Here is a 23,085-nt window from a genome sequence, read left to right on the forward strand (position 1 = left end):
GTGAGACGGACACGGTCGTCTGCGGGGGCGGACGCCGAGGACCGACGAGCAACGCGCCCACACCCGAAGAGGATCCGCATGGCAGACGAGACCACCCCGCCGGGCCGCGGCCAGCGGCTGCCCCGATCGGAGCGGCGCGCCCAGCTGCTCGACGCCGCGCTCGGCGTCTTCGTCGAGAACGGCTACCACGCTGCCGCGATGGACGACATCGCGGCGCGGGCCGGGGTGTCCAAGCCGGTGCTCTACCAGCACTTCCCCGGCAAGCTCGAGCTCTACCTCGCGCTCATCGACCAGCACACCGGCGAGCTCGAGGAGCTCGTTCGCGACGCCCTGGCCCTGTCGGACAACAAGGCCCGCATCAACACGATGACGCGCGCCTACTTCGACTTCGTCGGCCAGGAGGGCGCGGCGTTCCGGCTCATCTTCGAGTCCGACCTCGCCAACGAGCCCGAGGTGCGCCGCCGTCTCGACCAGATCGACCTCACGTGCGCCGAGGCGATGGCCGAGATCATCCGCAGCGAGACCTCGATGGACCAAGAGGAGGCCGTCCTCGTCGGCGTGGCCTTCGTCGGCCTGGCGCAGACGTCGGCCCGCCACTGGCTGACCCACGAGGCGACGCTCTCCAAGGAGACGGCCGTGCGCCTCACCGCCGCGCTCATCCGCCGCGGCTTCGGTGCGTTCCCGGTCGTCGGACGGGGCGAGGGCCGCGGCGACGAGGGCGACAGGCCCGGCGGCGCGGCCAGGGAATCGGTCGGCACGCCGGCTCGTTAAGGTGACGACAGGACGCGGTCGACCGCGTCCACCAGAACTGAGAAAGCAGGTTTGACGTGGAGGTCCGCATCGGCGTGCAGAACGTGGCACGCGAGATCACCTTCGAGACGACCCAGAGCAGCGACGAGATCTTCGCCGCCGTCAAGGCGTCGCTCGGCTCCGAGGCCCTCGAGCTGACCGACGACAAGGGCGGTCGCATCATGGTCCCGTCCGCCTCGATCGGCTACGTGACGACGGGTGCCGAGCGCAAGTCGGGGGTCGGCTTCGGCGCTCATTGAACGCGTCCGAGGAGCACGACCCCGCCGACATTCCCGGTACCGGCCACGGCGACCGCCGCGACCCGCCGGAGGACCACCGCCCGAGGACGGGCCGTCCGGGCATGACGAAGGCCGCCGACCACCACGGTCGGCGGCCTTCGTCATGCCCGCCGAGACGGCGTCCCGACACGTCCTCCGTCGGGGTGTGGCCCGGAGCGACCATGCGGGTACAAGGTGGAGGAACGAGCCGGGATCGCCGGGTCGTCGCCGCCCGTCCTGCGGGCTCGAAGGAGGAAGCGTAGACATGATCGGAACCATCCTTGCCGCCCTCGTCGCGGGTGCGATCGTGGGACCGCTCGCCCGGCTGGTGCTCCCTGGGAAGCAGGACATGAGTGTCCTGCTCACCGTCATCCTCGGTGCCATCGGCTCCCTGATCGGCGCGTTCATCTACTACAAGGCCACCGGTGTCAACGACACCAAGGGGATCGACTGGATCTCCGGCCTCATCGGCGTCGTCGTCGCAGCCGCGCTCATCGTCGGCTACGGCATGATCACCGGCAACCGCCAGACGCGCTGACGCTTTCGGACGAGCTCCCGACCCGGGTCGCTCGTCCCCTTCGTCCCCTCGCGGGCGAATCCCCGTGGAATTGGCAGGCGCCACATCCACCACACCAGCCCCACGCGATGGGACATTGATCTCGTCGCATGTGTTGTCCGCGCCCCTCGCGGACCAAGCGGTCGCCCTGTGGCGGCCAGAAGGAGCGTCACATGATCGGAACAATCATCGGGGCCATCATCGTCGGTGCCATCATCGGTGCACTCGGCCGTCTGATCCTCCCCGGCAAGCAGAACATCTCGCTCGTCGTGACGATCCTCATCGGCATCGTCGCCAACGTCCTCGTGACGTTCGTCGTGCGCCAGCTCGGCTACTCCAACAACTCGGGCATCGCGTGGATCCCGCTGATCCTCGGCGCCATCGTGGCGGCGATCATCATCGTTCTCTACGGCCGCATGAGCCACAAGTCGGTCTGACCGACCGCACGACCGAAGGGCCCGACCGCACGCGGTCGGGCCCTTCGGCATGTCCGCCCACCCCGTGGCGTATGCCGTGTCGCCCGGTCCGAGGGACCGCGGCCTCCGTCGGTGGCCGGGAGGGCGGCATACGCCCTCTCAGGCGGACAGGCCGAGGCGCTCCATCCGGCGGGAGTGCTCGTCGGTGAGGCGGGCGAACATGCGGCCGAGCTCGGCGAGGTCGGCCCCGGCACGCCCGGGGGCCCCGACGAGGATGCTGGCCAGCGCGTCACGCTCGACGCCCACGCGCTGGGCCTGGGTGATGGCCTCGCCGACGAGGCGACGGCCCCAGAGCGCGAGCCGGCCCGCGAGGCGCGGGTCGGCGGCGATGGCCTCGCGGACGACGGTGACCGCGAAGTCGGCCTGACCGGTGTCCTCGAGGACGCTGACGACGAGCGCGCGCGTGTCCTCGTCGACGTAGCGCGAGATCTCGCGGTAGAAGTCCTGGGCGATGCCCTCGCCGACATAGGCCTTGACGAGTCCCTCGAGGAAGTCGGAGGCGGCCGTGCGCTCGTGGAAGGCGTCGACGGCCGCCACGAACGGCTCCATGGCCGACTCCGGCTCGACGCCGAGGGACTGGAGGCGCTCGGTGAGCACCGAGTAGTTCTTCAGCTCGTGGGCGGCGAGGACGGCGAGCGCCGACTTGTGGTGCAGCGTGGGCGCGAGCTCGGCGTCCTTGGCCAGCTGGCTGAAGGCACGCAGCTCGCCGTACGCGAGCGCACCGAGCAGGTCCGTGACGGCGGCGAGGTAGCCGGGCTCGTCGGTGCTCTCCTCGCGGCTCCCATGGTCCGTGTCGACGTGGGGTCCGGGCGTCGCGTCGTCGCTCATGCGCCCAATCTAGTGACGGAGTTCGGGCGTTCTGCCCGCATGCCGGTAGACTGGGCTTGACAACTCGGTGCCCGGTCGGCCCGATGGTTTGCCCAGATGGTGCTCGCGGAGTCCCCGCGCACCGGTGGAGCCCGCACGGCGTCCAAGCAGTGCGAGAGCCACCCACCGTCCCTGACAGTCTCCGATCGGCCCGTCACGCGCCACTGAGCTCCCGCACCGTCGGGGTGCTCGTGCCGATCGAGAGATGCCCATGACCCAGCCCCACGAGACCCCTGCCGACGCGGGGGTCGCCACGGACGCGCCCGAGCCCACCGTCGCCGAGACGGTCGCGGACACGGCTCCCGAGGCCCCCACCGAGTCGGCCGAGCCGCTCACCCCCGCGGCCGAGGAGCCGGTCGCCCCCGAGCTGACCTTCGCCGACTTCGACGTCCACCCCGACATCGTCGCCTCGCTCGCCGAGCACGGGATCGTCCACCCCTTCCCCATCCAGGCGATGACGCTGCCGGTCGCCCTCGGTGGCCACGACATCATCGGCCAGGCCAAGACCGGCACCGGCAAGACCCTCGGGTTCGGCGTGCCGATCCTCAACCGCGTCCTCGCCCCCGGCGACGCCGGCTTCGACGAGCAGGCCCGTCCGGGCAAGCCGCAGGCCCTCGCCGTCGCCCCGACGCGCGAGCTCGCCGTCCAGGTCGCGAGCGACCTCGAGCGGGCCGGCCGCAAGCGCGGCGTCCGCGTCCTCACCGTCTACGGCGGCCGCGCCTACGAGCCGCAGATCGAGGCCCTCAAGAAGGGCGTCGAGGTCGTCGTCGGCACGCCCGGCCGCCTCATCGACCTGGCCAAGCAGGGTCACCTCGACCTGTCGCAGGCGCGCACCGTCGTGCTCGACGAGGCCGACGAGATGCTCGACCTCGGCTTCCTCCCGGACGTCGAGACCCTCATGTCACTGACGCCGGCCTCGCGCCAGACGATGCTCTTCTCCGCGACGATGCCGGGCGCCATCGTGGCCCTCGCCCGTCGCTACATGTCCCAGCCGACGCACATCCGGGCGATGGGCGACGAGAACGAGAACGCCCACACGGTCAAGGCCGTCGAGCAGTTCGTCTACCGTGCGCACGCCATGGACAAGGTCGAGATGCTCTCGCGCATGCTCCAGGCCAACGGCCGTGGGCTGACGATCATCTTCAGCCGGACCAAGCGCACCGCCGCCAAGGTGTCCGACGAGCTCGTCGAGCGTGGCTTCGCGGCTGCCGCGATCCACGGTGACCTCGGGCAGGGTGCCCGCGAGCAGGCGCTGCGCGCCTTCCGCAACGGCAAGGTCGACATCCTCGTCGCCACCGACGTCGCGGCCCGCGGCATCGACGTCGAGAACGTCACGCACGTCATCAACTACCAGTGCCCCGAGGACGAGAAGACCTACCTGCACCGCATCGGCCGCACGGCCCGCGCCGGCAACACCGGTGTCGCGGTGACCTTCGTCGACTGGGACGACCTGCACCGCTGGGCGCTCATCAACAAGACGCTCGACCTCGGCATCCCCGAGCCGCAGGAGACCTACTCGAGCTCCGACCACCTCTACAGCGACCTCGACATCCCCACCGACGCCAAGGGCCGCCTGCGTCGCTCGCAGCAGAAGCTCGCGGGCCTCGGTGCCGAGGAGATCGAGGACCTCGGCGAGACGGGCAAGCGCCACGGCAAGTCCGGCGCGGGCGCCGGAGCCGGTCGCGGCGACCGTGACCGGGGTGAGCGCGGTGACCGCGGTGACCGTGGCGGCGACCGTGGGCGCTCGCGCTCCGACCGCGGCCGCGGCGACGCCGAGGCGAACGGCTCGTCCGGCTCGTCCGGCTCGTCCGACGCCGGTGAGACGCCGGCCGCCGAGGGCGGCGAGAACCGCCCCCGCCGCAGCCGCAACCGCCGTCGCACCCGTGGCGCCGGCGCTGCAGCCGCCGGTGCCGCAGGCGAGGCCGGTGGCTCCGAGTCGTCGGCTGCTGCCGGCAACGGCCCCGACGATGCGTCCGACGCCGCCGAGGGTGGGGCGCGTCCGCCGCGCCGTCGCCGTCGTGGCGGTGCCGGCCGCGGTGGTGCGGGTCGCGGCGAGTCCGCGCCCGCGACGGCCGCTGCCGAGTGACGCAGCGACGTCGAGCCACATCGGCTGACGTCGCCTCCAGCGCGTGAGAGGCCCGGGCCGACACCACACGGTGTCCGCCCGGGCCTTCGCACAGCCCGGGGGGCCGCTCGCGCACCCGGTCGGGTCCACGCTGCGGTCAGCCCGGGTCGGCGCCGTGACGGGCTCCTACGCTGGGGCGAGACGCCGGCACCGAGGAGGCCCACCCATGAAGCTGCACGATCGCATCGACGAGCGCCTGCGCGCCTTCATCGAGGCGCAGCACCTCTTCTTCGTCGCGACGGCGCCGCTCGCCTCCGACGGGCACGTCAACCTCTCCCCCAAGGGCCTCGACGGCACCTTCGCGGTGCTCGGCGAGCACGAGGTCGCCTATCTCGACCTCACGGGCAGCGGCTCCGAGACCGCGGCACACCTGCGCGAGAACGGTCGCGTCACCGTCATGTTCTGCGCGTTCGAGGGGCCGCCGAACATCGTGCGGCTGCACGGGACCGGTCGCTACGTGGCGCTCGGTGAAAGCGAGTTCGACTCGTACCGTGGGCTCTTCGCCGACCACCCCGGGGCACGGGGAGTCGTCGTCATCGACGTCGAACGCGTCTCGGACTCGTGCGGCTATGCCGTGCCGTTCATGAGCCACGAGAGCGACCGGGACCTACTGACCCGGTGGGCAGGCAACCGGGGTGACGAGGGCCTGGCGACCTACCGTGCGACGAAGAACGCGACCTCCATCGACGGCCTCCCCGCCCTCGACCCGACGGCCACACCATCAGCCGCAACCGACTGACGTCGCCACCCACCCCTCGAGGGGCAGGTGACGCCGGGAACGCGGACGGCCGGGCCCTCGTGGGACCCGGCCGTACGGCATACGCCCTCGGTGGGGCGACGGTTTGGATCAGGCGTTGATCGTCGCGGTGTCGATGACGAAGCGGTAGCGCACGTCGCCGGCCACGACGCGGTCGTAGGCCGCGTCGACCTCGTCGGCCGAGATCGTCTCGACCGACGCGCCGATGCCGTGCTCGGCGCAGAAGGCCAGCATCTCGGCGGTCGCGGGGATTCCGCCGATGTTCGAGCCGGCCACGACGCGGCTGCCGCCGACGACGGCACCGGGCGCGAAGTCGTAGTTGCCCGTGGGCAGCCCGACGTTGGCGATGACACCGAGCGGGCGCAGGAGGCCGATGTAGGTCTGCATCGGCAGGTCGGCGCTCACCGTGTTGATGATGATGTCGAAGGTCCCCTTGAGGCCCTTGAGGACACCCTCGTCGCCGGTCGCGAAGTAGTGCGTCGCGCCGAGCGCCTCGCCGTCGCCCTTCTTGGCGTCGGTGCGGCTGAGCACGCTGACCTCGGCGCCCATGGCGGCGGCGAGCTTGACGGCCATGTGGCCCAGGCCGCCGAGCCCGATGACGGCGACCTTCTTGCCGGGGCCGGCGCCCCAGCGCTTCAGCGGGGACCACACGGTGATCCCGGCGCAGAGCAGCGGGGCGGAGACGTCGAGCTCGATGCCGTCGGGGATGCGGACGGCGAAGCGCTCGGAGACGACGACCTGCTGGGCGTAGCCACCCTTGGTCGGCTCGCCGTCGTAGCCCTTGCCGTTGTAGGTCATGACCGCGCCCTTGGAGCAGAACTGCTCCTCGCCGTCCTTGCAGAACTCGCACTCGCCGCACGAGTCGACCATGCAGCCGACACCGACGCGGTCGCCGACCTGGTACTTCGTGACACCGTCACCGACGGCGGACACGACACCGGCGATCTCGTGGCCGGGGACCATGGGGAAGATCGCGCTGCCCCACTCCTCGCGGACCTGGTGGATGTCGCTATGGCAGATGCCGGCGAACTTGATGTCGATGAGGACGTCGTCGTCTCGCAGGTCGCGGTGCTCGACGGTCCGGGCCTCGAAGGCGGCTCCGGCGCTCGGTGCGACCAGTGCGGGGGTGGAAATCAAGGGGATTCTCCTTCGTGGTGGGTGGCGACGCTCTCAGGTGCAGCGCGCCCTCACCACGGTTCATTCCCCGTCGATGGGTCCGGTCGAACGTCTGGGACCTTGCTCACAGCCTCGCGAGCAGCGAGGCGGCGACCTCGCGGTAGGCCTGCGCGCCCTTCGACGTGCGGGCCGTCGTGAGGATCGAGCGGCCGACGGCGGGTGCCTCCGCGAAGCGCACGGTCTTGGGGATCGGTGGCTCGAGGACGGGCAGGTCGTAGCGCTCCCCCACGTCGGCGAGCACCTCGCGCGCGTGGTTGCTTCGACCGTCGAAGAGGGTCGGCAGGATGCCCCACACCTCCAGGTCGCGGTTGAGGATCTTCTGCACGTCGGCGACGGTGTCGAGGAGCTGTCCGACACCGCGGTGGCTGAGCATCTCGCAGGGCATCGGGATGATGAGGGCGTCGGCGGCCGTCAGCGCGTTGAGCGTCAGCACCCCGAGGCTCGGCGAGCAGTCGAGCAGCACGACGTCGTATGCCGTGTCGGCGCCTTCGAGGGCCGAGCGCAGGACGTACTCGCGACCGGGTCGCGGCAGCAGCATGGCCTCGGCGCCCGCGAGGTCGATCGCCGATGGCACGAGGTCGATGCCTTCCTCGCACCTGACGACGACGTCACCGAGCTCGGCGGAGCCGGTGAGGACGTCGTGGATCGACCGCTCGACGGTGTCGGGGTCGACGCCCAGCGAGAAGGTGAGGCAGGCCTGCGGGTCGAGGTCGACGAGGAGGACGCGCTGCCCGAGCTCGGCGAGCGCGGCGCCGATGCTCGCGACCGACGTCGTCTTGGCGACGCCGCCCTTCTGGTTGGCCAGGGCCACGACGGTCGGTGCTCTCTTCACGTCGCTGCTACGGCTGCGGGTCCCCATGCCCGACAGTGTGTCAGGCGCGGGGGCCCGGGATGAACAGGACGTCCGTCGTGCTCCGCAGGTCGCGGACGTCCACCTCGTCGCCGTTCACCAGCGTGGTCCCGTGGCCGAGCGCTTTCAGCGCGTCGAGGGCTGCCAGCTCCTGGGGCCACTCCGGGTGCCTGGCACCCCAACCGACCTCGCAGAGGATGACCGGCAGTGGTGACCACAGCGCGATGGACGGCAACATCCCTGCGAGCACGCGGCACTCCGCACCTTCGACGTCGATCCTGACGAGTCGGGCACGTCCGTGATCGCGAGACCGTCGAACCGGGCGACCTCGATGTCGACGGGAATCATCGCCTTGCCGGGAGGTGGGCCACGAGGCCGCCGACGCTCCACTCGGGCAGCGCGCTCGGCTGGTGCCGGGCGGCGGCGACGCCGTCCCGGGACAGGATGGCGATGACGTGATCGGTGGCCGCGAGGAACGCCGGCCGCAGGTCGCGCTCGGGTGCGGACCGGGTGGTGGGCTCAGTGGTGGGCTCAGGCATCGTCGCGCTCCGGTGGGGTCGTCTCGTAGCCGGCGGGCTCGAGGCCGGCCCAGTCGGACTTCTCGGGGCCCATCTGCTGGCCCTCGGGGCAGTGCGCGCGGAAGTCGCACCACGAACAGATCGCGGAGGTGCGCGGCGCGAACCTCGTCGACTCGACGCCGAGCTCCCTGAACTCGGCGTCGGCCCGGCGCAGGTCGGCGGCGATCGACTCGGCCTCGGCGATCTTGCGCGCGAGGGACTCGTCCGTGTGCTCGTGCGCGGCGATCGTGCCGGAGGGCACGTGGTGCAGCTCGACCCTGTGGCACGGCCGGCGGAACATCCGGGAGGCTGCGACGGCATACAACGCGAGGGGCAGCGAGGTGCGCACGTCGTCGTCGGTGGGGACCTGGCGGCCCGTCTTGTAGTCGACGACGACGAGCTCGCCCGCGCGGTCGTCGAGCCGGTCGATGCGGCCGGTGATGGCGACCTCGTCGGTCTTGAGCGAGACGCTGCGCTCGATGCCGACGGGCTGGTTGTCGCGGTCGCTGGACCGGAGGTACTCGGTGACGGCGTCGCGGACCCGCAGCCGCCACCCGGCGGACTGCTGGGGGTCACGGAAGCCCACGTCGATCCACGACGAGCGGACGAGCTCGGCGACGCCGGCCGGCGTCCGCTGGCCCACCGGGAGGTCCCAGAAGTCGCGGAGTGCGTTGTGGGTCGCGATGCCGACCGAGGTGTGGGCGCGCTGCGGGCGGGCCTGTGGGCGTGGTCGGTCGAGGTACTGCATGCGGTAGCGCCGCGGGCAGTCGAGCCACGCGAGCAGCCGCGACGGCGAGCCGGAGTAGAGCGGCGTGGGCATGCCCGCAAAGGTCGTCTGCTCAGCCGGTCCCGTCGTCACGCCGACACCCTACGACCCGCCCGCGACATCCAGCCGACGACATCCCCAGCCCCGGTCAGTGGGGGCGGGAGGCGACGCGGTCGAGGCGTGCCGCGGCGGCCCGGAACTCGCGCTCGAGCTCGTCGACGACGTCGGCGACCGGGAGCACCGACCGGATGCTCTGGAGCCCCTGCCCGGCGGCCCACAGCTGCGACCACTTCTTCGCCGGTGACTCGGCCACGTCGTAGCTGCGGACCCCGTCGTGCACGAGGTGGTCGGGGTCGAGCCCGTGAGCCCGCAGGCTCGGCCGCAGCCAGGACGCATCGGCTCCCGTGATGCCGTCGCTGACGACGAGGTCGTCGGGGCCGTGCGCGACGACCATCTGCTTGTAGTCGTCGGCGGCCCGGCTCTCCGTCGTCGCGAGGAAGCGGGTGCCCATGTAGACGAGGTCGGCACCCGCGGCCACAGCGCCCGCGACGCCGGCACCGTCCGCGATGCCCCCGCCCACGGTGACGAGACCGTCGAAGAGGTCGCGCACCGCGGAGACGAAGGCGAAAGGCGACAGGTGCCCGGTGTGTCCCCCGGCCCCGGCGCTGATGCAGGCGAGGCCGTCGACGCCCGCCGCGATCGCCTTGCGGGCGAGGACGAGGTCGATGACGTCGGCCACGACGAGCCCGCCGTAGGCCTTGACGGTGTCGATGACCGGACGCGGCGAGCCGAGGGCGGTGATGACGACGGGCGGTCGGTGCGCCGCGACGAGGGCGAGGTCGTCGGCCAGGCGCGTGTTGCTCCGGTGCGTGACGAGGTTGACCGCCCACGGTGCGTCACCCGAGCCCGAGGCGATCGCTCCGAGCCACTCGTCGAGCTGCTCGGGCGTGCGGCAGTTCTGCGTCGGGAAAGCGCCGAGGATGCCCGCCCGGGCCGCCGCGACGACGAGCTCGGGCCCTGAGACGAGGAACATCGGCGCCGCCACGACGGGGAGCCGCAGCGCCGCGAGCAGCTCCTGCGGCGTCACCCCCTCGCCCCCGGCGTCCCGGCTCCGCCAGCGTCGGGGAGGTCGCGGACCGCGGGCGCGTCCGGTTGCCGCAGGAGCCGCTTGAGCACCTTGCCGACGGGGTTGCGGGGGAGCTCGTCGCGCACCTCGAGCCGCTCGGGCAGCTTGAACGAGGCGATGCTCCGCTCCCGCAGCCACCCGACGAGCTCGTCGAGCGTCAGGCTCGTGCCCGGGCGGAGCACGACGACGGCCGCGACACGCTCGCCGAGCCGCTCGTCCGGGTCGCCGATGACGGCGACGTCGGCGACGGCCGGGTGGTCGGCGATGAGTCCCTCGAGCTCGGCCGGGGCGATGTTCATGCCGCCGCGGATCACCTGGTCGCGGGCCCGGTCGAGGTAGCGGAGGAACTGTCCGTGGTCCCCCGCGATCTCGAAGAGGTCCCCGGTGCGCAGGTAGCCGCGGTCGTCGAAGGGGCTCTGCAGCTCCTCGCCGTGGAGGTATCCGGCGAAGACGCTCGGCCCGCTGATGTGCAGCTCACCCGGGTGGCCGGGCTCGGTGACGTCCTGGCCCGTGACGATGTCGACGAGCCGGGTGTCGGTCCACTCCCCGGCCCGGGTCGACCACGTGACCCCCGGCGCGCCGAACCGCGGGAAGAACTGCGCGCGGTCGTCGGGGTCAGGGAAGTCGACAGGACTCGACAGCAGGCCGATCCCCTCGTTGGACCCGAAGAAGTTGATGACACTGATGCCGTGCCGCTCCTGCCAGCCGCGCACCATCGCGGGCTGCAGCGGCGCCGAGCCGGAGCCGATGCGCGTCAGGCTGCTGACGTCGACGGTCGCCATCAGCGCCTCGTTGCCGAGCAGCATCCACAGCAGCGCGGGAGGGGCGCATGTGTAGGTGGCGCGCTCGACGGCGACCTGGCCGAGGAACGTCGGCAGGTCGAAGGGGTGGTGCTGCACGAGGACGCAGCCGGTGAGCAGCCACGGCAGGAACATCCCGCTGATGCCGGCCATGTTGATCATCGGGAAGGGGTTGAGCAGCACGTCGTCGACCGTCACCTGTGGTGCCTCGGTGGTCGCGACGCCGACGGCGAGCCAGTCCATGTGACAGCGCGGGACGCCCTTGGGCGCGCTCTCGGTGCCCGACGTCCAGCAGATCGTCACGGCGTCGTTGGCCTCGTTGGGGTCGGCGGCGGCGCGTGCCTCGACCGCCTCGCGATCAGCGTCCGTGGCCGGGCCCGGGTGCCAGACGCGGACGCCGATGGGCACGTCGGCCGTCTCCTCCTCGGGGCCGTAGGCGATGACGGCTTGCACCGACTCCATCCCACCGAGCGCCGTCGCCGCGTCCACGGCCAGGGCCCGGTCACCGAACCGGGCACTGCCGAGGTATGCCGTCACGCCGGCCCTCGCGCACATGGCGGCCACCTCGCGCTCGCGCAGCTGCACGGGCAACGGCGACACGACGACGCCAAGGCGCCAAGCCGCGAGGTAGACCTCGACGAGCTCGACCGAGTTGGCGAGCTGGACCGCGACCACGTCACCTCGGACGAGACCGAGCGACAGCAGTCGCGCGGCGAGGGCCGTGACCTCGTCGTCGAGCTCGCGCCACGTCAGCCGTCGCGGCGCCGAGCCGAGCAGCGCCTCGCGGTTGGCGGGGTCGACGACGGCAAGGGCGTCCCCGCGGGCGCGCACCCGCTCGGCGAAGAGCCCGTCGAGGGTGTCCTCGCCCCACCAGCCCCTGGCCCGGTAGTCGGCGACCTTCTCCGGCGCGTGCAGTCCCCGTGCGTTCGCCATGGCTCGGCGCTCCTTCGTGGTTCGGCGTGAGGTGGTCACTGCGATGTGCGTGTACGTGTGCCTGAGCTGCGTTGCGGCTGCGGGTCCTTCGTCTGGGGAGTGGCTGCTCGCCTCTAGCGGTCGGACCGGCGGTGCGCGCGTGGCACGACCTCGATGTCGCTGCCGTGGAGGTCGGCCGAGCACTGGTCACAGGCGAGCGCGACGGCGAGCGGAGACCCGCACGGCACGTGCTGCTGCACGAGCGCGGGACCCTCCTCGGCGGCATACCAGTGCTGCGCCCAGTCGATGGCCACGGCGACGACCGGGTAGAAGGCGTGGCCCTTGTCGCTGAGGTGGTACTCGGCTCGGCCGTCGGCACCACCCTTCCGGCGACCCCTGGCCTCGAGCACGCCGATGTCACAGAAGGCGCGGAGCCGCTCGGCGACGAGGCTCGGCGGCGCGCCGAGTGCCTCCTCGAAGTCACCGAAGCGCGTCAGCCCCCGGAGGGAGGCGCCGATGAGGGCGGAGGACCAGCGGTTGCCGAAGATCGCCATCGTCTCGGGAAAGAGTCCCGCAGAGGACCGGTCCACGCGGGGGTCTGAGCGCCGTCGCGTCGTCGACTCCGGGACGGACCGCTCCCACGAGCCGCTCGGCCCCCACTCGGCGTGGACGTCGCCGGAGCGCACGACCTCGCGGCAGCCCGTGCATGTCAGGACCGGTGCGAAGTTCTGGCCGCAGAGCGCGTGGCGCATCGCCGGGAGCGTCGCGGCGTGCCGCGGCACCCAGCGTCGCTCCCAGTCCCAGATCGCGATGGTGACCGGCCACAGCCCACGGCCGCGCTGGGTGAGGACGTACTCGGCCCGGACGGGGCGCTCCTGGTAGACGACGCGGCGCAGCAGGCCCTCGCGCTCCATCGTCGCGAGGCGGGAGGTGAGGACCGCGTTGGAGATGGCGACCTCGTCGAGGAACTGGCCGTAGCGGGTCGTGCCGCGCAGCGCCCGCTGGAGGATGAGGAGGGTCCACTCGTCGCCGAGCAGCCCGAGCATGCGTCCGATGGCGTTCGTCGACCCGGGATCGAGCCTGGTGGGCACGGTGCCGGGGTCGACGTCGTCGACCACCGGCTCAGAGACCGATCGCATCCGCTGCCGTGTCCGCCGTGCTCCACCGTCGCAGCTCGGCACCCGGGGCCCAGGTCGAGTGGGTGCCACTCGAGATCCGCTCGGGCAGCCTGAGCTTGCAGACCGGCCCGTCGGAGACCCGGGCGGCGTCGAACACGACGCAGTAGGAGGCGTCGTCGTTCATGTCGGTCGTCAGGGTCACGAGGTAGCCGTCGTCCTCGCCGGCACTCCCGACGCGCGGCGCCATCGCGGTCTCGCTGCCGAAGACGTTGTCTCCGAAGGAGTATCGCTCCTCCGTGCCCGAGTGGAGGTCGTGCTTGACGAGGCCGTCGAAGAGGAACCAGGCGGGCTTGCCGGTCGCGGCGTAGGCATACCGGTACTTCCCACCGGCGTACGAGCCGTTCATCATGCCGAACTCGGTGATGCTGTCGGAGAGCGGCGACTCGGTGACGAGGCCGGTGCGGAGGTTGAGCCGCCAGCGGTGCAGGCGTGCCTGCATGCGGTCGAGGGCGAGGAAGCGGAAGGCCCGCTCCCACCGGTTGCCCATGCCGTTGTCCTGCGGCTCGGGGTCGCCCTGGAAGAAGCCGTCGAGGACGATCTCGTCGCCGTCCTCGTACGCGTTGACGAAGTGCAGGACGTACGTCGGGTCGGCCTCGAACCACCGGATGTCGCTCGTCTTCCCGCGCCGCGGGATGACGGCGAAGCGGCTCGGCATGTCACGGTGGAAGCGCGCGACGTGTGCGCCCTTGGCGAGGGCCTCCGGCTCCCAGAAGAGCGGGAAGTCGTTGAGCACGACGTAGTTCTCGGTGAAGGCCATGTCGTGCGGCAGCCGCGGGCCGGGCAGCGGGACGTCGACGTAGTGGACGAGGTCGTCCGCCTCGTCGACGACGCCGTAGTGCATGTACGGCGCCTCCTTGCTGTAGTTGAAGAAGAGGAGCTCGCCGGTGCGGTCGTCGACCTTCGGGTGGGCCGAGACGCCCCAGTCGAAGGGGAAGCGGCCGTTCCACGTCGCCTTGCCGAGGGTCTCGGCCGACATCGGGTCGACGCGGTAGAGGTCGCCGCACTGGTAGAAGCTCGTGAGGGCCGTGCCGCGGTGGACGATGACGTCGGTCGACGACGCGTCCTTCATCTGGCGCCGGGCGCCCCAGCCGTCCTCGCGGAGCGAGAGGTAGGGCGGTTCGGCGAGCCCGGCCCACAGCGACTGTCCTGCCTCCTGCTCGGCGAGGAAGCCGTCAGTGCGCACGAACCGGTTGCGGTAGAAGGCTTTTCCGTCACGGAAGCCGACGACGTGGACCATCCCGTCGCCGTCGAACGGGTGGTAGTGCTTGAGCGAGGGGTGGACGGGGTTCTCCGTGTTGCGCAGGTAGACCCCGTCGAGGTCGGTGGGCACCTCACCCTCGACGACGTCGAGGTCGTCCGCCCTCCACTCGGTCGTCTGCGGCTGCCACGGGCCCGTGCGGTAGGGATGGTCGTCGTCCGCGGGCAGGGTCGACAGCATCCGACCGACGATGTCGACATCCATCCGGGTCTCCTTGGCTCTCAGTGGTTTCCGTGGTTCGGGGAGTTCGCGTTCAGTCGGCGACGGCACCGACGACGAGGCTGACGGTGGTGGCGGTGCTGCCACCGAAGTTGAGCGTGCCGAAGGTGCGGGCACCCTCGACCTGGTAGTCGCCGGCAGTCCCGCTGACCTGCTTGGCCGCGTCGACGAGCATGCGGATGCCGCTGGCCCCCACCGGGTGGCCGCCGCCGATGAGCCCACCGCTCGGGTTGATGGGCAGGCGACCACCCAGCGCGATGGAGCCGTCCTCGACGGCCTTCCACGACTCCCCCGGACCGGTCAGCCCGATGTGGTCGATGGCGAGGTACTCGGTCGGGGTGAAGCAGTCGTGCACCTCGAACCCGTCGAGGTCCTCGAGGGTGACGTGGGCCCGGTCGAACGCGTCGGTCACAGCCCGGCGCACGTGCGGCAGGACGTAGAGCTCGTCGCGGTCACGGTCGAGCTTCTGCCGGAGCCCGAGGCCCACGGTGCGGTGGCCCCATCCCTCGATGCGCGCGACGGGTCGCCGCCCCGGGTGGTCGCGCAGCCACGCGTCGGAGACGAGGACCACCCCCGCGGCGCCGTCGGTGACCTGGCTGCAGTCGTAGCGGCGGATCCGGCCCTCGACGACGGGGTTTCGCGTGTCGTCGGTGGCGTCGGGGCCGTTGAGGTCCGGGACATCCCAGCCGCGGGTCTGGGCGTTGGGGTTGCGTCGGGCGTTCGCGAGGTTGAGAGCCGCGATGGCGCGCAGGTGGGCGTCGTCGAGGCCGTGCCGCCGGTCGTACTCGTCGGCGATGGCGCTGAAGACGTGGGGCCACATGAAGCGAGCGCCCTCACCGTCGTGGCCCACCCAGGCGGCCGCGCCGAGGTGCGTGGCCGCCTCGTCGCCGGGCACGGTCTTCTCGAGCTCGACGCCGAGCACGAGGGCGCAGTCGTAGTGCCCTGCCCGGAGGTCGGCCATGGCGGCGAGCAGCGCCACCCCGCCCGACGCGCACGCGGCCTCGTGCCGGGCGGCCGGAACCCCCCACAGGTCGGGCCGGACCGTCGCGGGCATCGCCCCGAGGTGGCCCTGACCGGTGAAGAGCTGGCCGAAGGCGTTGCCGACGTGGATGACCTCCACCTCGGCCGCGCCGGCGCGGCTCGCCTCGAGGGTGCGGTCGACGATCTCCCCCACGAGGTCGGAGACGTCTCGCCCCTCACGGGTCAGGTGGCGCGCGAAGTCCGTCTGCGAGCCACCGAGCACCCAGACCCCCGTCGGGGAGGTGCTCGAGCTGCCGCCCGTCATGTCCGCCTCCGCTCCCGACGCCGCCGTCGGTGCCCAGCCTTGCCCTTCTCCGGGCACGGTACTACAACTAGCAGAGTGACTCGCCGGGTGCGACGCGGCCGCTGCGGGTCCGGGCCGGCGACCAGGAGCGGCAGGTCTCGTGAGCTCCGGCAGGACCGAACGGAGGACGCATGGACGACGGCGACGACGCGTACGTCCTCGATGTCGTCCGCACCCCCCGCGGGCGCGGGTCCGCGCGCGGGTCGCTGCACGGCCTCACCGCCGTCGACCTCGTCGTGCACCTCCAACGGGCCCTCGTCGAACGCACCGGGATCGACCCGGAGCGCATCGACGACGTGACGCTGGGCTGCGCGACCCAGGTCGACGAGCAGGGCGCCGACCTCGCCCGCACGGCCACCCTCGTCGCCGGCTGGGGCACCTCCGTGCCGGGTGTCACGCTCAACCGCTTCTGCGCGTCCGGCATCGACGCCGTCGGCCAGACTGCGGCCCGGGTCCGCGCCGGCGACCTCTCGCTCGCCGTTGCCGGGGGCGTCGAGAGCGTGTCGCGCGTGCCGATGTTCGCCGACCGCGGCGCGCTGTATGCCGACCCCGCCCTCGTGCGCCGTCTCGGCTCGGTCCACATGGGCATCGCTGCAGACCTCAACGCGACGCTCGAGGGCTTCACCCGCGAGCAGCTCGACGCGTATGCCCTCGAGACGCAGGCCAAGGCGACGCGGGCCCGCGTGGAGGGTGCCTTCGCCCGGTCGCTCGTCCCGGTACCGGCCGACGACCGCGGCCCCGGCCTCGACCACGACGAGCTCGTCCGGCCCGGCACGACCGCCGAGTCCCTCGCGGCCCTGGCGCCCGCTTTCGCGCAGCTGGGGGCGGACGGCCAGGACGACATCGCGCTCGCGGCGGCGCACGGCATACGCCCCCTCGACCGGATCGAGCACCTGCACACGGTGGGCACCTCCCCTGCCGTCGCGGACGCGGCAGCGCTGCTGCTCATCGGTGCGGCGAGGGCGGCCCGGACGGCGGGGCTCGTGCCACGGGCCCGCATCGTCGCCGCCGCCTCGACGGCCGTCGACCCCGTCGTCATGCTCACGGCCGGGCAGTCGGCCGTCGAGCAGGTGCTAGCGCGGGCCGGCCTGTCTCCCAAGGACGTCGATGTCTTCGAGTTCGCCGAGGCCTTCTCTGCGCTGTGCCTGCGCTTCCGCCGCGACCTCGACGCCGGGCCGGACCGGATGAACCCCGACGGCGGCACCATGGCGATGGGGCACGCCTTCGGGGCGACGGGCGCGATCCTCGTCGGCCAGTGCGTCGAGGCGCTCGAGCGCCGCGGCGGGCGCTGGGGCGTCGCGGCCGTCAGCGGTGCCGCCGGACTCGGCACGGCCGTGCTCGTCGAGCGCGTCGACGGCTGAGCCGCCCGGCGCTTCGGCCGTCAGCCCTCGCCGTTGACGAACGCCCGCACCGAGTCGGCGACCATCTGCACGGCGATCGCCGACAGCAGCAGCCCGGCGATGCGGGTGAGCAGCATCGTGCCGCTCTCACGCAGCAGTCGGCGCACCTGCCCGGCGAAGCGGAGCACGAGGTAGACGACGAGCATCGCCCCGACGAGGGCGGAACCGACGGCGACGTACGCGCCGGTCGTGTCCGAGCCCTGCACCGCGAGCATCGTCGCGACGATGGCGCCCGGACCCGCGAGCAGCGGCGTCCCGAGCGGCACGAGGGCCACGTTGACGCCTGCGTCGGCGAGCGAGTCGGACTCCTTGCCGGTCAGCAGCTCGAGCGCGACGAGGAGCAGGAGCAGGCCGCCGGCCCCCTGAAGCGCGGCGATCGAGATGTGGAGGTAGTCGAGGATGCTCTTGCCGAAGAGCGCGAACATCCCGATGACGAAGACGGCGACGAGCGAGGCACGACGGGCCGCGACGTGGCGCTGGACCTTGGTCAGCGAACCGGTCAGGGCGAGGAAGATCGGCACTGCGCCGGGCGGGTCGAGGATGACGACCAGGGTGATGAAGGTGCTGAGGAAGACGGTCGTGTCGACGACGCTCACGGCCTGATGACCTCCGTGGCCCCGCTCGAGGCTGCCTCGATCGCCTCGAGCACCTCGAGGGTCGTCGTGTTCTCGGCGAGGCGGTTGCGCTTGCCCTCGCCGTGGTAGTCGCTCGAGCCCGTGAGGAGCAGCCCGAGCCGGTCGGCGAGCGCCGTCGCGCGGGCGACCTCCTCGGGCCCGTGGTCGCGGTGGTGCGCCTCGAGCCCCACGAGCCCGGCCTCGCGCATCCGCGCCACGAGGGCGTCGTCGAGGTCGCCCGACCGGGTCCGCGTGAAGGGGTGCGCGATGACCGGCACGCCGCCCGCTGCGCGCACGAGCTCGACGGCCCGGACGGGGTCGGGCGCGTAGTGGCCGACATAGTAGGGCGAGTCGTCGCCGAGCCACGAGCGGAACGCCTCGTCGCGGTGGCGGATCGTGCCGTTGGCGATGAGGGCGTCGGCGATGTGGGGGCGTCCCGGGGTGGCACCGGGGCCGACCTGCGCGAGCACCTCGTCGTAGCCCAGGGGTATGCCGTCCGCCGCCATGAGCGCGACCATCCGTTCGAGACGCGTCGAGCGGGAGTCTCGGGCACGAGCGAGCTCGTCCCGGAGCGGCCGGTCGTCGGCGTCGGGGAGGTAGCCGAGCAGGTGGATCGAGGAGTGGCGCCAGGCGCACGAGATCTCGATGCCGCGCACGAGCGTCACACCGTGGACACGCGCTGCGTCGGCGGCCTCGGCCCAGCCGCCGACCGTGTCGTGGTCGGTGATGGCGAGGACGTCGACGCCGGCCGTGGCTGCAGCGGCGACGAGCTCGGTCGGTGCCTCCGTGCCGTCGCTGACCGCCGAGTGGGCGTGCAGGTCGATGACCGGGCGTGGGTGCCCTGCACTGTCGGTCCCGGTCGGAGTCACGCCCCCAAGCGTAGGGGCGTCCGCGGGCCGCCTCGGCCACGCCCCGTCCGTGCCGGTGAGCGTCCGGTCACCGTTGCTGGCAACCTTTGCGGGGCACGGCCCGTAGGTAGGGCATGACGAGCACGGACAGGGGAACGACGTGAGCCGCCGCAGTGCCGCACGCGACACCGACTTCACGACCTTCATGGAGCAGGCCGGGCCCGCCCTGCTGCGCACGGCGTGGCTGCTCACGGGTGAGCACCACGCCGCCCAGGAGCTGACCCAGGCGGCGCTCGTCAAGACGTACGTCGCCTGGCCGCGGGTGCGCGAGGGCGAGGCACTGGCGTACGCCCGCCGGATCCTCGTCAACCACCGCACCGACGTGTGGCGCGCGACGCGACGCGAGCTGACGACCGACACCCCGCCGGAGACGCCCGGAGGGCGGACCCGGCGCGACGCGGTCGGGACGAGCGACGACCGCGACCTCGTCGTGCGCCTGCTGCGCACGCTCCCGGAGCAGCAGCGCACCGTCGTCGTCCTGCGCTACTACACCGACCTGTCCGAGCAGGCCACGGCCGACGTGCTCGGCATCTCGGTCGGCGCCGTCAAGAGCGCCGGCTCCCGCGGCCTCGCCTCCCTCCGCACGGCCCTGGCCGCCACGCACAGCGCCGAGGCACCTGACGCAGCCCCGCCCACCGAGACCCATGACCGCACCGATGCAGGCAGGAGCGCCCGATGAATGCAGCACCGGACACAGACGTCAGGGCGGCGCTGGCCGACGCGGCTCACGTCACGGGCCTGGCCTTCGATCCCGAGACCGTGCTGACGCGGGGACGGCGCGTCGTGCGCCGCCGCCGCGTCGCGACCACGGGCCTCGTCGCTGCTGCCGTCGCCGGCATCGCCGTCATCGCGGTCCAGCTCGGCACGGGCCAGCCCCGCGCCCTCCCGGCCGGCCCCACGACCACGAACGGTGTGGTGACCGACGCCCCCCTGGTCCTCGACGGCACGACCTTCGACGCCGGTGTGCCCCGGGTCGGGGCCGGCGTGACGGTGGACGTGTCTCCGACGGGTGCCGGTCAGGTCGTCGAGCGGTGGGAGCTGTCCGACGGTGCTGAGGTCCAGCGCACCGTGGTGCGCACCGTTCCGGCGACGCCCCTCGGTCGAGCGAGCTTCCTCATGCCGTCCGAGTCCGGCCAGCCGGGCGTGGTCTACGGCTACGCCCTCACCGGAGCCGAGGGGCCCGAGACCGGCTACGCCATGGCCCAGCTCGTGACCGCGCCGGGCCTGGCGACGGGTGGAGCCGGGAGCAGCCGGGGCACGCTCAGCGACCCGACGAGCAGGAAGGCTGTCGGGTCCGTCTTCCGCAGCGACCTGGGCTCCGCCGACCCCGAGCAGGTGATCGGGATCATCTGGAGCCGGACCCGGCCGACCACCACCGCGACACCCGCCGTCGACTGGCTCGCCGACGGCGCCGCCCTGCGAAGCGGGCGGGCGGGAGGCGTGGACGCGGCCGTGGTCACCGTGAGCGCACGGACGTCGGTCCTGCTGTGGCGCGACGGCGAGCGTTTCGGCTTCGGTCGGCGCAGCGGCCCCCTCGCCCTGAAGGACGCCGGCAGCCTGCAGGTCGGGGTCGAGCCGCACTCGGTTGCCGCGCCCGGCACGGAGCACGACCTCGCCGTCGGGTGGGTGACTGCCGGACCGATCGCCCTGACCTCGACCGACCCGGCCGACGCCTTCACGGTCGCCTACGGCCAGCCGGTCGGCGGACGCACCCCGTTCGTGGCGAGGTCGACCCAGTCCGAGGTCAAGGGCACGGTCACGGTGACCGGCGGGGGCGAGACGCAGAAGGTCGCGTCGTGGGAGTTCCCTAGCTCCTGATGTCACGCGTCCGTGGAGGTCTTCCGGCACCTGGTGCCGGGAGATCTCCACTCAACCCCCGTGGGTCAGGACTGGCCGCGTGCCTCGGGAGCCGCCTCGCGGCCGGGCCAGTTCTTGTCGGGCACCGGCACGGGGCGGCCGGGCTGCTCGCCGCCGCGGGCCTCGAGGTAGTTCTCCTTGGGCACCATGACCTTGCGCCGGAAGATGCACACCACGGTGCCGTCCTGCTTGTAGCCGATCGTCTCGACGTGGACGACGCCGCGGTCGTCCTTCGAGGTCGACTCCCACTTGTCGAGCACGGTCGTCTCGCCGTAGATCGTGTCGCCGTGGAAGGTCGGCGCGACGTGGCGCAGCGACTCGATCTCGAGGTTGGCGATGGCCTTGCCCGACACGTCCGGCACCGACATGCCGAGGAGCAGCGAGTAGACGTAGTTGCCGACGACGACGTTCTGCCCGAACTGCGTCGACCCCGCGGCGTAGTGGGTGTCGAGGTGGAGCGGGTGGTGGTTCATCGTCAGCAGGCAGAAGAGGTGGTCGTCGTACTCCGTGACCGTCTTGCCGGGCCAGTGCCGGTAGACCGCACCGACCTCGAACTCCTCGTAGCTGCGTCCGAACTGCATGCCCGCTCCTCGTCGAAGGTGGTCACCCGGCCCCGCTGGGACGAGCGGCTCCCAGCCTGCCGGAGCGGGCGGCATACGCCCATGGTCGTATGCCGTGTGCTTGCTCACGCCTGCGCGTCGGCGTCGCTCGTGGCAGCGAGGTCGCTCGTCTCGGAGAGCACCGGCGCGGTGCTGCCGGACGCGTCGGGGTCGGGGTCGGCGGGGAGGGTCGCGCCGGCGGCGGGACGCGGCCGCACGCCCTGGCTCTTGGCGACGAGCAGGCTCGCGAAGTACGTGCCGAGCGAGACGCCCGCGGCGAGCCCGAGGCCGAGCCCGAAGGACAGCAGGAGCGTCGGCACGCCGACCGCGAACCCGTTGCCGTCGGGGTTCGTGACGATCTGCGAGATGCCCTCGTAGGCCATCCGCCCTGGCAGCAGCGGCACGATCGCGGCCGTCGTGACGGCGAGCGCAGAGATGGTCAGGTGCCGGGCGACGAGCCGGGCTGCGAAGCCGATGACGAGCGCGGCCGTCGCCGACGCGCTCACAGCGCCGAGCTGCAGCAGCCGCTCCCCCAGCGCGAGGACGGCCCAGCCGAGGCCGCCCGCGACCCCGGCCACGGCGACCGCACGGCCGCTGGCGTAGGACATGACGGCGAAAGAGACGGCGATGATGACGGCGCAGACGACCTGCACGACGACGTCGTCGCTGAGCAAGGTCTGCGAGCTGATCGCGATCGGGTAGTCGAGCCGGTTGCCGAGGGAGAGCACGACGGAGATGCCGACCGCGATGCCGAGCGAGAGCACGATCACCTCGAAAGCCCGCGCGCCGGCCGTGACGTAATAGCCCTCGAGGGCGTCCTCGGCGGCGCCGACGACCGACAGTCCCGAGAGCAGCAGCACGATGCCGGACGCGACGACGAGCGAGGGTGACACGTCGCCGACGAAGGTCATCCCGGCCGACTGGGCCGCGACGACGAGGGTCGCCACTGCGGTCGGGATGGCCGCGCCGACGCACTGCGCGAAGAAGGCCGCGACGCCCGCGCCGGTCAACCAGCTGAGGACGCGGCCGACGACCGTCGCGGTGAGGAAGCTGAGCAGGATGATGAACGGCCCAGCGCCCACGAGGCCGGCGGCACCCGCCGCGAGCGCGCCGCCCGCAACGGTGACGAGCCAGCGGCGGTAGGGGTGTGGGGCCGTGATGACCGAGTCGAAGCGCACCCGGGCCTCGTCGACGGGCACCGGATCCCGTGACAGGTCGACGATGAGCCCGCGGAGGCGCTCGAGCCGCGTGTAGTCCTGCACGCGGAACCGCACGATGCGCATGACGGTGATCGGGTCGGCGTTCGGGCCGCGGTGGTAGGAGACGGTGACCGACGTGTAGGTGACGTCGACGTGGACCGAGCTGAGGCCGTACGCCTTGGTCAGGGTGAGCACGGTCGCCGTGACGTCCGCGGCGGCCGCACCGGTGGCGATCATCGCGACGCCGGCGCGCATGGCGAGGTCGATGACGGCCTGGGCGGTCACCGAGTCGACCCCGTCCGGCGTCGTCCAGATGGGGATCTCGTCGGTCGGCGGCCCGCTCGGTCTCATGGCCCGACGGGTGCTCGCCCTCAGCGAGGGCAGGCTCCGGTGGGCGGTGGTCGGCCGGGCGAGTCGGTCGGTGCGGGCCACCCCCAGACCGTATGCCACCGCCCCGGACCCGCAGGTACCCCACCGGGGTGCCCGGCGGGAGC

24 protein-coding genes are annotated in these 23,085 nt (G+C 72.4%); 9 read left to right on the plus strand and 15 right to left on the minus strand.

The window, feature by feature from the left end; translation table 11 throughout:
• Positions 1 to 78: 78 nt before the first annotated feature.
• The 4 genes from AB4Z14_RS10140 to AB4Z14_RS10155 all read left to right on the plus strand — a co-directional run bounded on the left by AB4Z14_RS10140 (position 79) and on the right by AB4Z14_RS10155 (position 2,060).
• Positions 79 to 771 (plus strand): TetR/AcrR family transcriptional regulator, encoded by a 693-nt coding sequence (locus AB4Z14_RS10140; RefSeq protein WP_442275085.1) that lies wholly within the window; start codon positions 79 to 81, stop codon positions 769 to 771.
• Positions 772 to 827: 56 nt separating this feature from the next.
• Entirely contained in the window at positions 828 to 1,049 is a 222-nt protein-coding gene (locus AB4Z14_RS10145; protein ID WP_026864027.1) for a DUF3107 domain-containing protein, read from the plus strand.
• A gap of 283 nt (positions 1,050 to 1,332) precedes the next feature.
• Positions 1,333 to 1,605, plus strand: a complete 273-nt coding sequence (locus tag AB4Z14_RS10150; protein ID WP_056770754.1) for a GlsB/YeaQ/YmgE family stress response membrane protein — start codon at positions 1,333 to 1,335, stop codon at positions 1,603 to 1,605.
• Positions 1,606 to 1,796: 191 nt separating this feature from the next.
• The gene (locus AB4Z14_RS10155; protein ID WP_056770758.1) at positions 1,797 to 2,060 is read left to right on the plus strand and encodes a GlsB/YeaQ/YmgE family stress response membrane protein; all 264 of its coding nucleotides are present in this window, start codon (positions 1,797 to 1,799) and stop codon (positions 2,058 to 2,060) included.
• A 138-nt stretch (positions 2,061 to 2,198) separates the two neighbouring features.
• Here AB4Z14_RS10155 and AB4Z14_RS10160 read toward each other — a convergent pair whose 3' ends face one another.
• On the minus strand, positions 2,199 to 2,927 hold the full coding sequence (locus tag AB4Z14_RS10160) for a ferritin-like fold-containing protein (protein WP_442275086.1): 729 nt from the start codon (positions 2,925 to 2,927) through the stop codon (positions 2,199 to 2,201).
• A gap of 250 nt (positions 2,928 to 3,177) precedes the next feature.
• Here AB4Z14_RS10160 and AB4Z14_RS10165 point away from each other — a divergent pair, with 250 nt between their 5' ends.
• Both AB4Z14_RS10165 and AB4Z14_RS10170 read left to right on the plus strand, forming a co-directional pair.
• On the plus strand, positions 3,178 to 5,052 hold the full coding sequence (locus tag AB4Z14_RS10165) for a DEAD/DEAH box helicase (protein ID WP_442275087.1): 1,875 nt from the start codon (positions 3,178 to 3,180) through the stop codon (positions 5,050 to 5,052).
• 205 nt (positions 5,053 to 5,257) lie between these two features.
• Positions 5,258 to 5,830: a pyridoxamine 5'-phosphate oxidase family protein gene (locus tag AB4Z14_RS10170; protein ID WP_442275088.1), complete on the plus strand. Its 573-nt coding sequence runs from the start codon at positions 5,258 to 5,260 to the stop codon at positions 5,828 to 5,830.
• A 108-nt stretch (positions 5,831 to 5,938) separates the two neighbouring features.
• Here the strand turns inward: AB4Z14_RS10170 and AB4Z14_RS10175 are convergent, their stop codons facing one another.
• The 10 genes from AB4Z14_RS10175 to AB4Z14_RS10220 form a co-directional block, all read right to left on the minus strand.
• Complete coding sequence (locus tag AB4Z14_RS10175; RefSeq protein ID WP_442275089.1) at positions 5,939 to 6,985, minus strand: NAD(P)-dependent alcohol dehydrogenase; 1,047 nt, start codon at positions 6,983 to 6,985, stop codon at positions 5,939 to 5,941.
• 103 nt (positions 6,986 to 7,088) lie between these two features.
• On the minus strand, positions 7,089 to 7,856 hold the full coding sequence (locus AB4Z14_RS10180) for a ParA family protein (protein WP_442275090.1): 768 nt from the start codon (positions 7,854 to 7,856) through the stop codon (positions 7,089 to 7,091).
• A gap of 40 nt (positions 7,857 to 7,896) precedes the next feature.
• The gene (locus tag AB4Z14_RS10185) at positions 7,897 to 8,124 is read right to left on the minus strand and encodes a hypothetical protein (RefSeq protein WP_442275091.1); all 228 of its coding nucleotides are present in this window, start codon (positions 8,122 to 8,124) and stop codon (positions 7,897 to 7,899) included.
• Between the two features lie 94 nt (positions 8,125 to 8,218).
• Positions 8,219 to 8,413: a hypothetical protein gene (locus AB4Z14_RS10190; protein ID WP_442275092.1), complete on the minus strand. Its 195-nt coding sequence runs from the start codon at positions 8,411 to 8,413 to the stop codon at positions 8,219 to 8,221.
• Complete coding sequence (locus tag AB4Z14_RS10195) at positions 8,406 to 9,290, minus strand: RecB family exonuclease (protein ID WP_442275093.1); 885 nt, start codon at positions 9,288 to 9,290, stop codon at positions 8,406 to 8,408. The genes AB4Z14_RS10190 and AB4Z14_RS10195 overlap by 8 nt, the downstream gene beginning before the upstream one ends.
• A 55-nt stretch (positions 9,291 to 9,345) precedes the next feature.
• Complete coding sequence (locus AB4Z14_RS10200; protein WP_442275094.1) at positions 9,346 to 10,284, minus strand: NAD(P)H-dependent flavin oxidoreductase; 939 nt, start codon at positions 10,282 to 10,284, stop codon at positions 9,346 to 9,348.
• Positions 10,281 to 12,056, minus strand: coding sequence for a class I adenylate-forming enzyme family protein (locus AB4Z14_RS10205; protein ID WP_442275095.1), 1,776 nt, complete (start codon positions 12,054 to 12,056; stop codon positions 10,281 to 10,283). Before AB4Z14_RS10205 ends, AB4Z14_RS10200 begins: the two co-directional genes overlap by 4 nt.
• A 113-nt stretch (positions 12,057 to 12,169) precedes the next feature.
• A complete protein-coding gene (locus tag AB4Z14_RS10210; protein WP_442275096.1) occupies positions 12,170 to 13,174 on the minus strand; it encodes a winged helix-turn-helix transcriptional regulator in 1,005 nt (334 codons plus the stop codon).
• Positions 13,158 to 14,675 carry a carotenoid oxygenase family protein gene (locus AB4Z14_RS10215; protein WP_442275097.1) on the minus strand — a complete coding sequence of 506 codons (1,518 nt, stop codon included), beginning with the start codon at positions 14,673 to 14,675 and terminating at the stop codon, positions 13,158 to 13,160. Before AB4Z14_RS10215 ends, AB4Z14_RS10210 begins: the two co-directional genes overlap by 17 nt.
• Positions 14,676 to 14,724: 49 nt before the next feature.
• Positions 14,725 to 15,975, minus strand: coding sequence for an acetyl-CoA acetyltransferase (locus AB4Z14_RS10220; protein ID WP_442275098.1), 1,251 nt, complete (start codon positions 15,973 to 15,975; stop codon positions 14,725 to 14,727).
• Positions 15,976 to 16,145: 170 nt separating this feature from the next.
• Between AB4Z14_RS10220 and AB4Z14_RS10225 the strand changes: the two genes are divergently transcribed.
• On the plus strand, positions 16,146 to 17,375 hold the full coding sequence (locus AB4Z14_RS10225) for an acetyl-CoA C-acyltransferase (RefSeq protein WP_442275099.1): 1,230 nt from the start codon (positions 16,146 to 16,148) through the stop codon (positions 17,373 to 17,375).
• A gap of 20 nt (positions 17,376 to 17,395) precedes the next feature.
• On the opposite strand, the gene AB4Z14_RS10230 is transcribed toward AB4Z14_RS10225, so the two are convergent.
• Both AB4Z14_RS10230 and AB4Z14_RS10235 read right to left on the minus strand, forming a co-directional pair.
• A complete protein-coding gene (locus tag AB4Z14_RS10230; RefSeq protein ID WP_442275100.1) occupies positions 17,396 to 18,010 on the minus strand; it encodes a MarC family protein in 615 nt (204 codons plus the stop codon).
• On the minus strand, positions 18,007 to 18,897 hold the full coding sequence (locus tag AB4Z14_RS10235) for a PHP domain-containing protein (protein WP_442275101.1): 891 nt from the start codon (positions 18,895 to 18,897) through the stop codon (positions 18,007 to 18,009). Before AB4Z14_RS10235 ends, AB4Z14_RS10230 begins: the two co-directional genes overlap by 4 nt.
• A 139-nt stretch (positions 18,898 to 19,036) precedes the next feature.
• Between AB4Z14_RS10235 and AB4Z14_RS10240 the strand changes: the two genes are divergently transcribed.
• Both AB4Z14_RS10240 and AB4Z14_RS10245 read left to right on the plus strand, forming a co-directional pair.
• Entirely contained in the window at positions 19,037 to 19,615 is a 579-nt protein-coding gene (locus AB4Z14_RS10240) for a SigE family RNA polymerase sigma factor (protein WP_442275102.1), read from the plus strand.
• Positions 19,612 to 20,754 (plus strand): hypothetical protein, encoded by a 1,143-nt coding sequence (locus AB4Z14_RS10245; protein ID WP_442275103.1) that lies wholly within the window; start codon positions 19,612 to 19,614, stop codon positions 20,752 to 20,754. The genes AB4Z14_RS10240 and AB4Z14_RS10245 overlap by 4 nt, the downstream gene beginning before the upstream one ends.
• A 65-nt stretch (positions 20,755 to 20,819) precedes the next feature.
• Here AB4Z14_RS10245 and AB4Z14_RS10250 read toward each other — a convergent pair whose 3' ends face one another.
• Both AB4Z14_RS10250 and AB4Z14_RS10255 read right to left on the minus strand, forming a co-directional pair.
• Positions 20,820 to 21,449: a MaoC family dehydratase gene (locus AB4Z14_RS10250; protein ID WP_442275380.1), complete on the minus strand. Its 630-nt coding sequence runs from the start codon at positions 21,447 to 21,449 to the stop codon at positions 20,820 to 20,822.
• Positions 21,450 to 21,478: 29 nt separating this feature from the next.
• Positions 21,479 to 23,023, minus strand: a complete 1,545-nt coding sequence (locus AB4Z14_RS10255; RefSeq protein ID WP_442275104.1) for a threonine/serine ThrE exporter family protein — start codon at positions 23,021 to 23,023, stop codon at positions 21,479 to 21,481.
• Positions 23,024 to 23,085 lie beyond the last annotated feature (62 nt).

Source organism: Terrabacter sp. 2TAF16 (assembly GCF_052115065.1).
In the GTDB taxonomy this organism is placed as follows: Bacteria; Actinomycetota; Actinomycetes; order Actinomycetales; family Dermatophilaceae; genus Terrabacter.

Coding starts and splice junctions, on each gene's coding strand:
- AB4Z14_RS10165 (WP_442275087.1), top strand. CDS start 3,178: ATGACCCAGCCCCACGAGACCCCTGCCGACGCGGGGGTCGCCACGGAC.
- AB4Z14_RS10215 (WP_442275097.1), bottom strand. CDS start 14,675: ATGGATGTCGACATCGTCGGTCGGATGCTGTCGACCCTGCCCGCGGAC.
- AB4Z14_RS10250 (WP_442275380.1), bottom strand. CDS start 21,449: ATGCCGCCCGCTCCGGCAGGCTGGGAGCCGCTCGTCCCAGCGGGGCCG.
- AB4Z14_RS10205 (WP_442275095.1), bottom strand. CDS start 12,056: ATGGCGAACGCACGGGGACTGCACGCGCCGGAGAAGGTCGCCGACTAC.
- AB4Z14_RS10170 (WP_442275088.1), top strand. CDS start 5,258: ATGAAGCTGCACGATCGCATCGACGAGCGCCTGCGCGCCTTCATCGAG.
- AB4Z14_RS10220 (WP_442275098.1), bottom strand. CDS start 15,975: ATGACGGGCGGCAGCTCGAGCACCTCCCCGACGGGGGTCTGGGTGCTC.
- AB4Z14_RS10140 (WP_442275085.1), top strand. CDS start 79: ATGGCAGACGAGACCACCCCGCCGGGCCGCGGCCAGCGGCTGCCCCGA.
- AB4Z14_RS10160 (WP_442275086.1), bottom strand. CDS start 2,927: ATGAGCGACGACGCGACGCCCGGACCCCACGTCGACACGGACCATGGG.
- AB4Z14_RS10245 (WP_442275103.1), top strand. CDS start 19,612: ATGAATGCAGCACCGGACACAGACGTCAGGGCGGCGCTGGCCGACGCG.
- AB4Z14_RS10155 (WP_056770758.1), top strand. CDS start 1,797: ATGATCGGAACAATCATCGGGGCCATCATCGTCGGTGCCATCATCGGT.
- AB4Z14_RS10150 (WP_056770754.1), top strand. CDS start 1,333: ATGATCGGAACCATCCTTGCCGCCCTCGTCGCGGGTGCGATCGTGGGA.
- AB4Z14_RS10210 (WP_442275096.1), bottom strand. CDS start 13,174: ATGCGATCGGTCTCTGAGCCGGTGGTCGACGACGTCGACCCCGGCACC.
- AB4Z14_RS10190 (WP_442275092.1), bottom strand. CDS start 8,413: ATGCCTGAGCCCACCACTGAGCCCACCACCCGGTCCGCACCCGAGCGC.
- AB4Z14_RS10225 (WP_442275099.1), top strand. CDS start 16,146: ATGGACGACGGCGACGACGCGTACGTCCTCGATGTCGTCCGCACCCCC.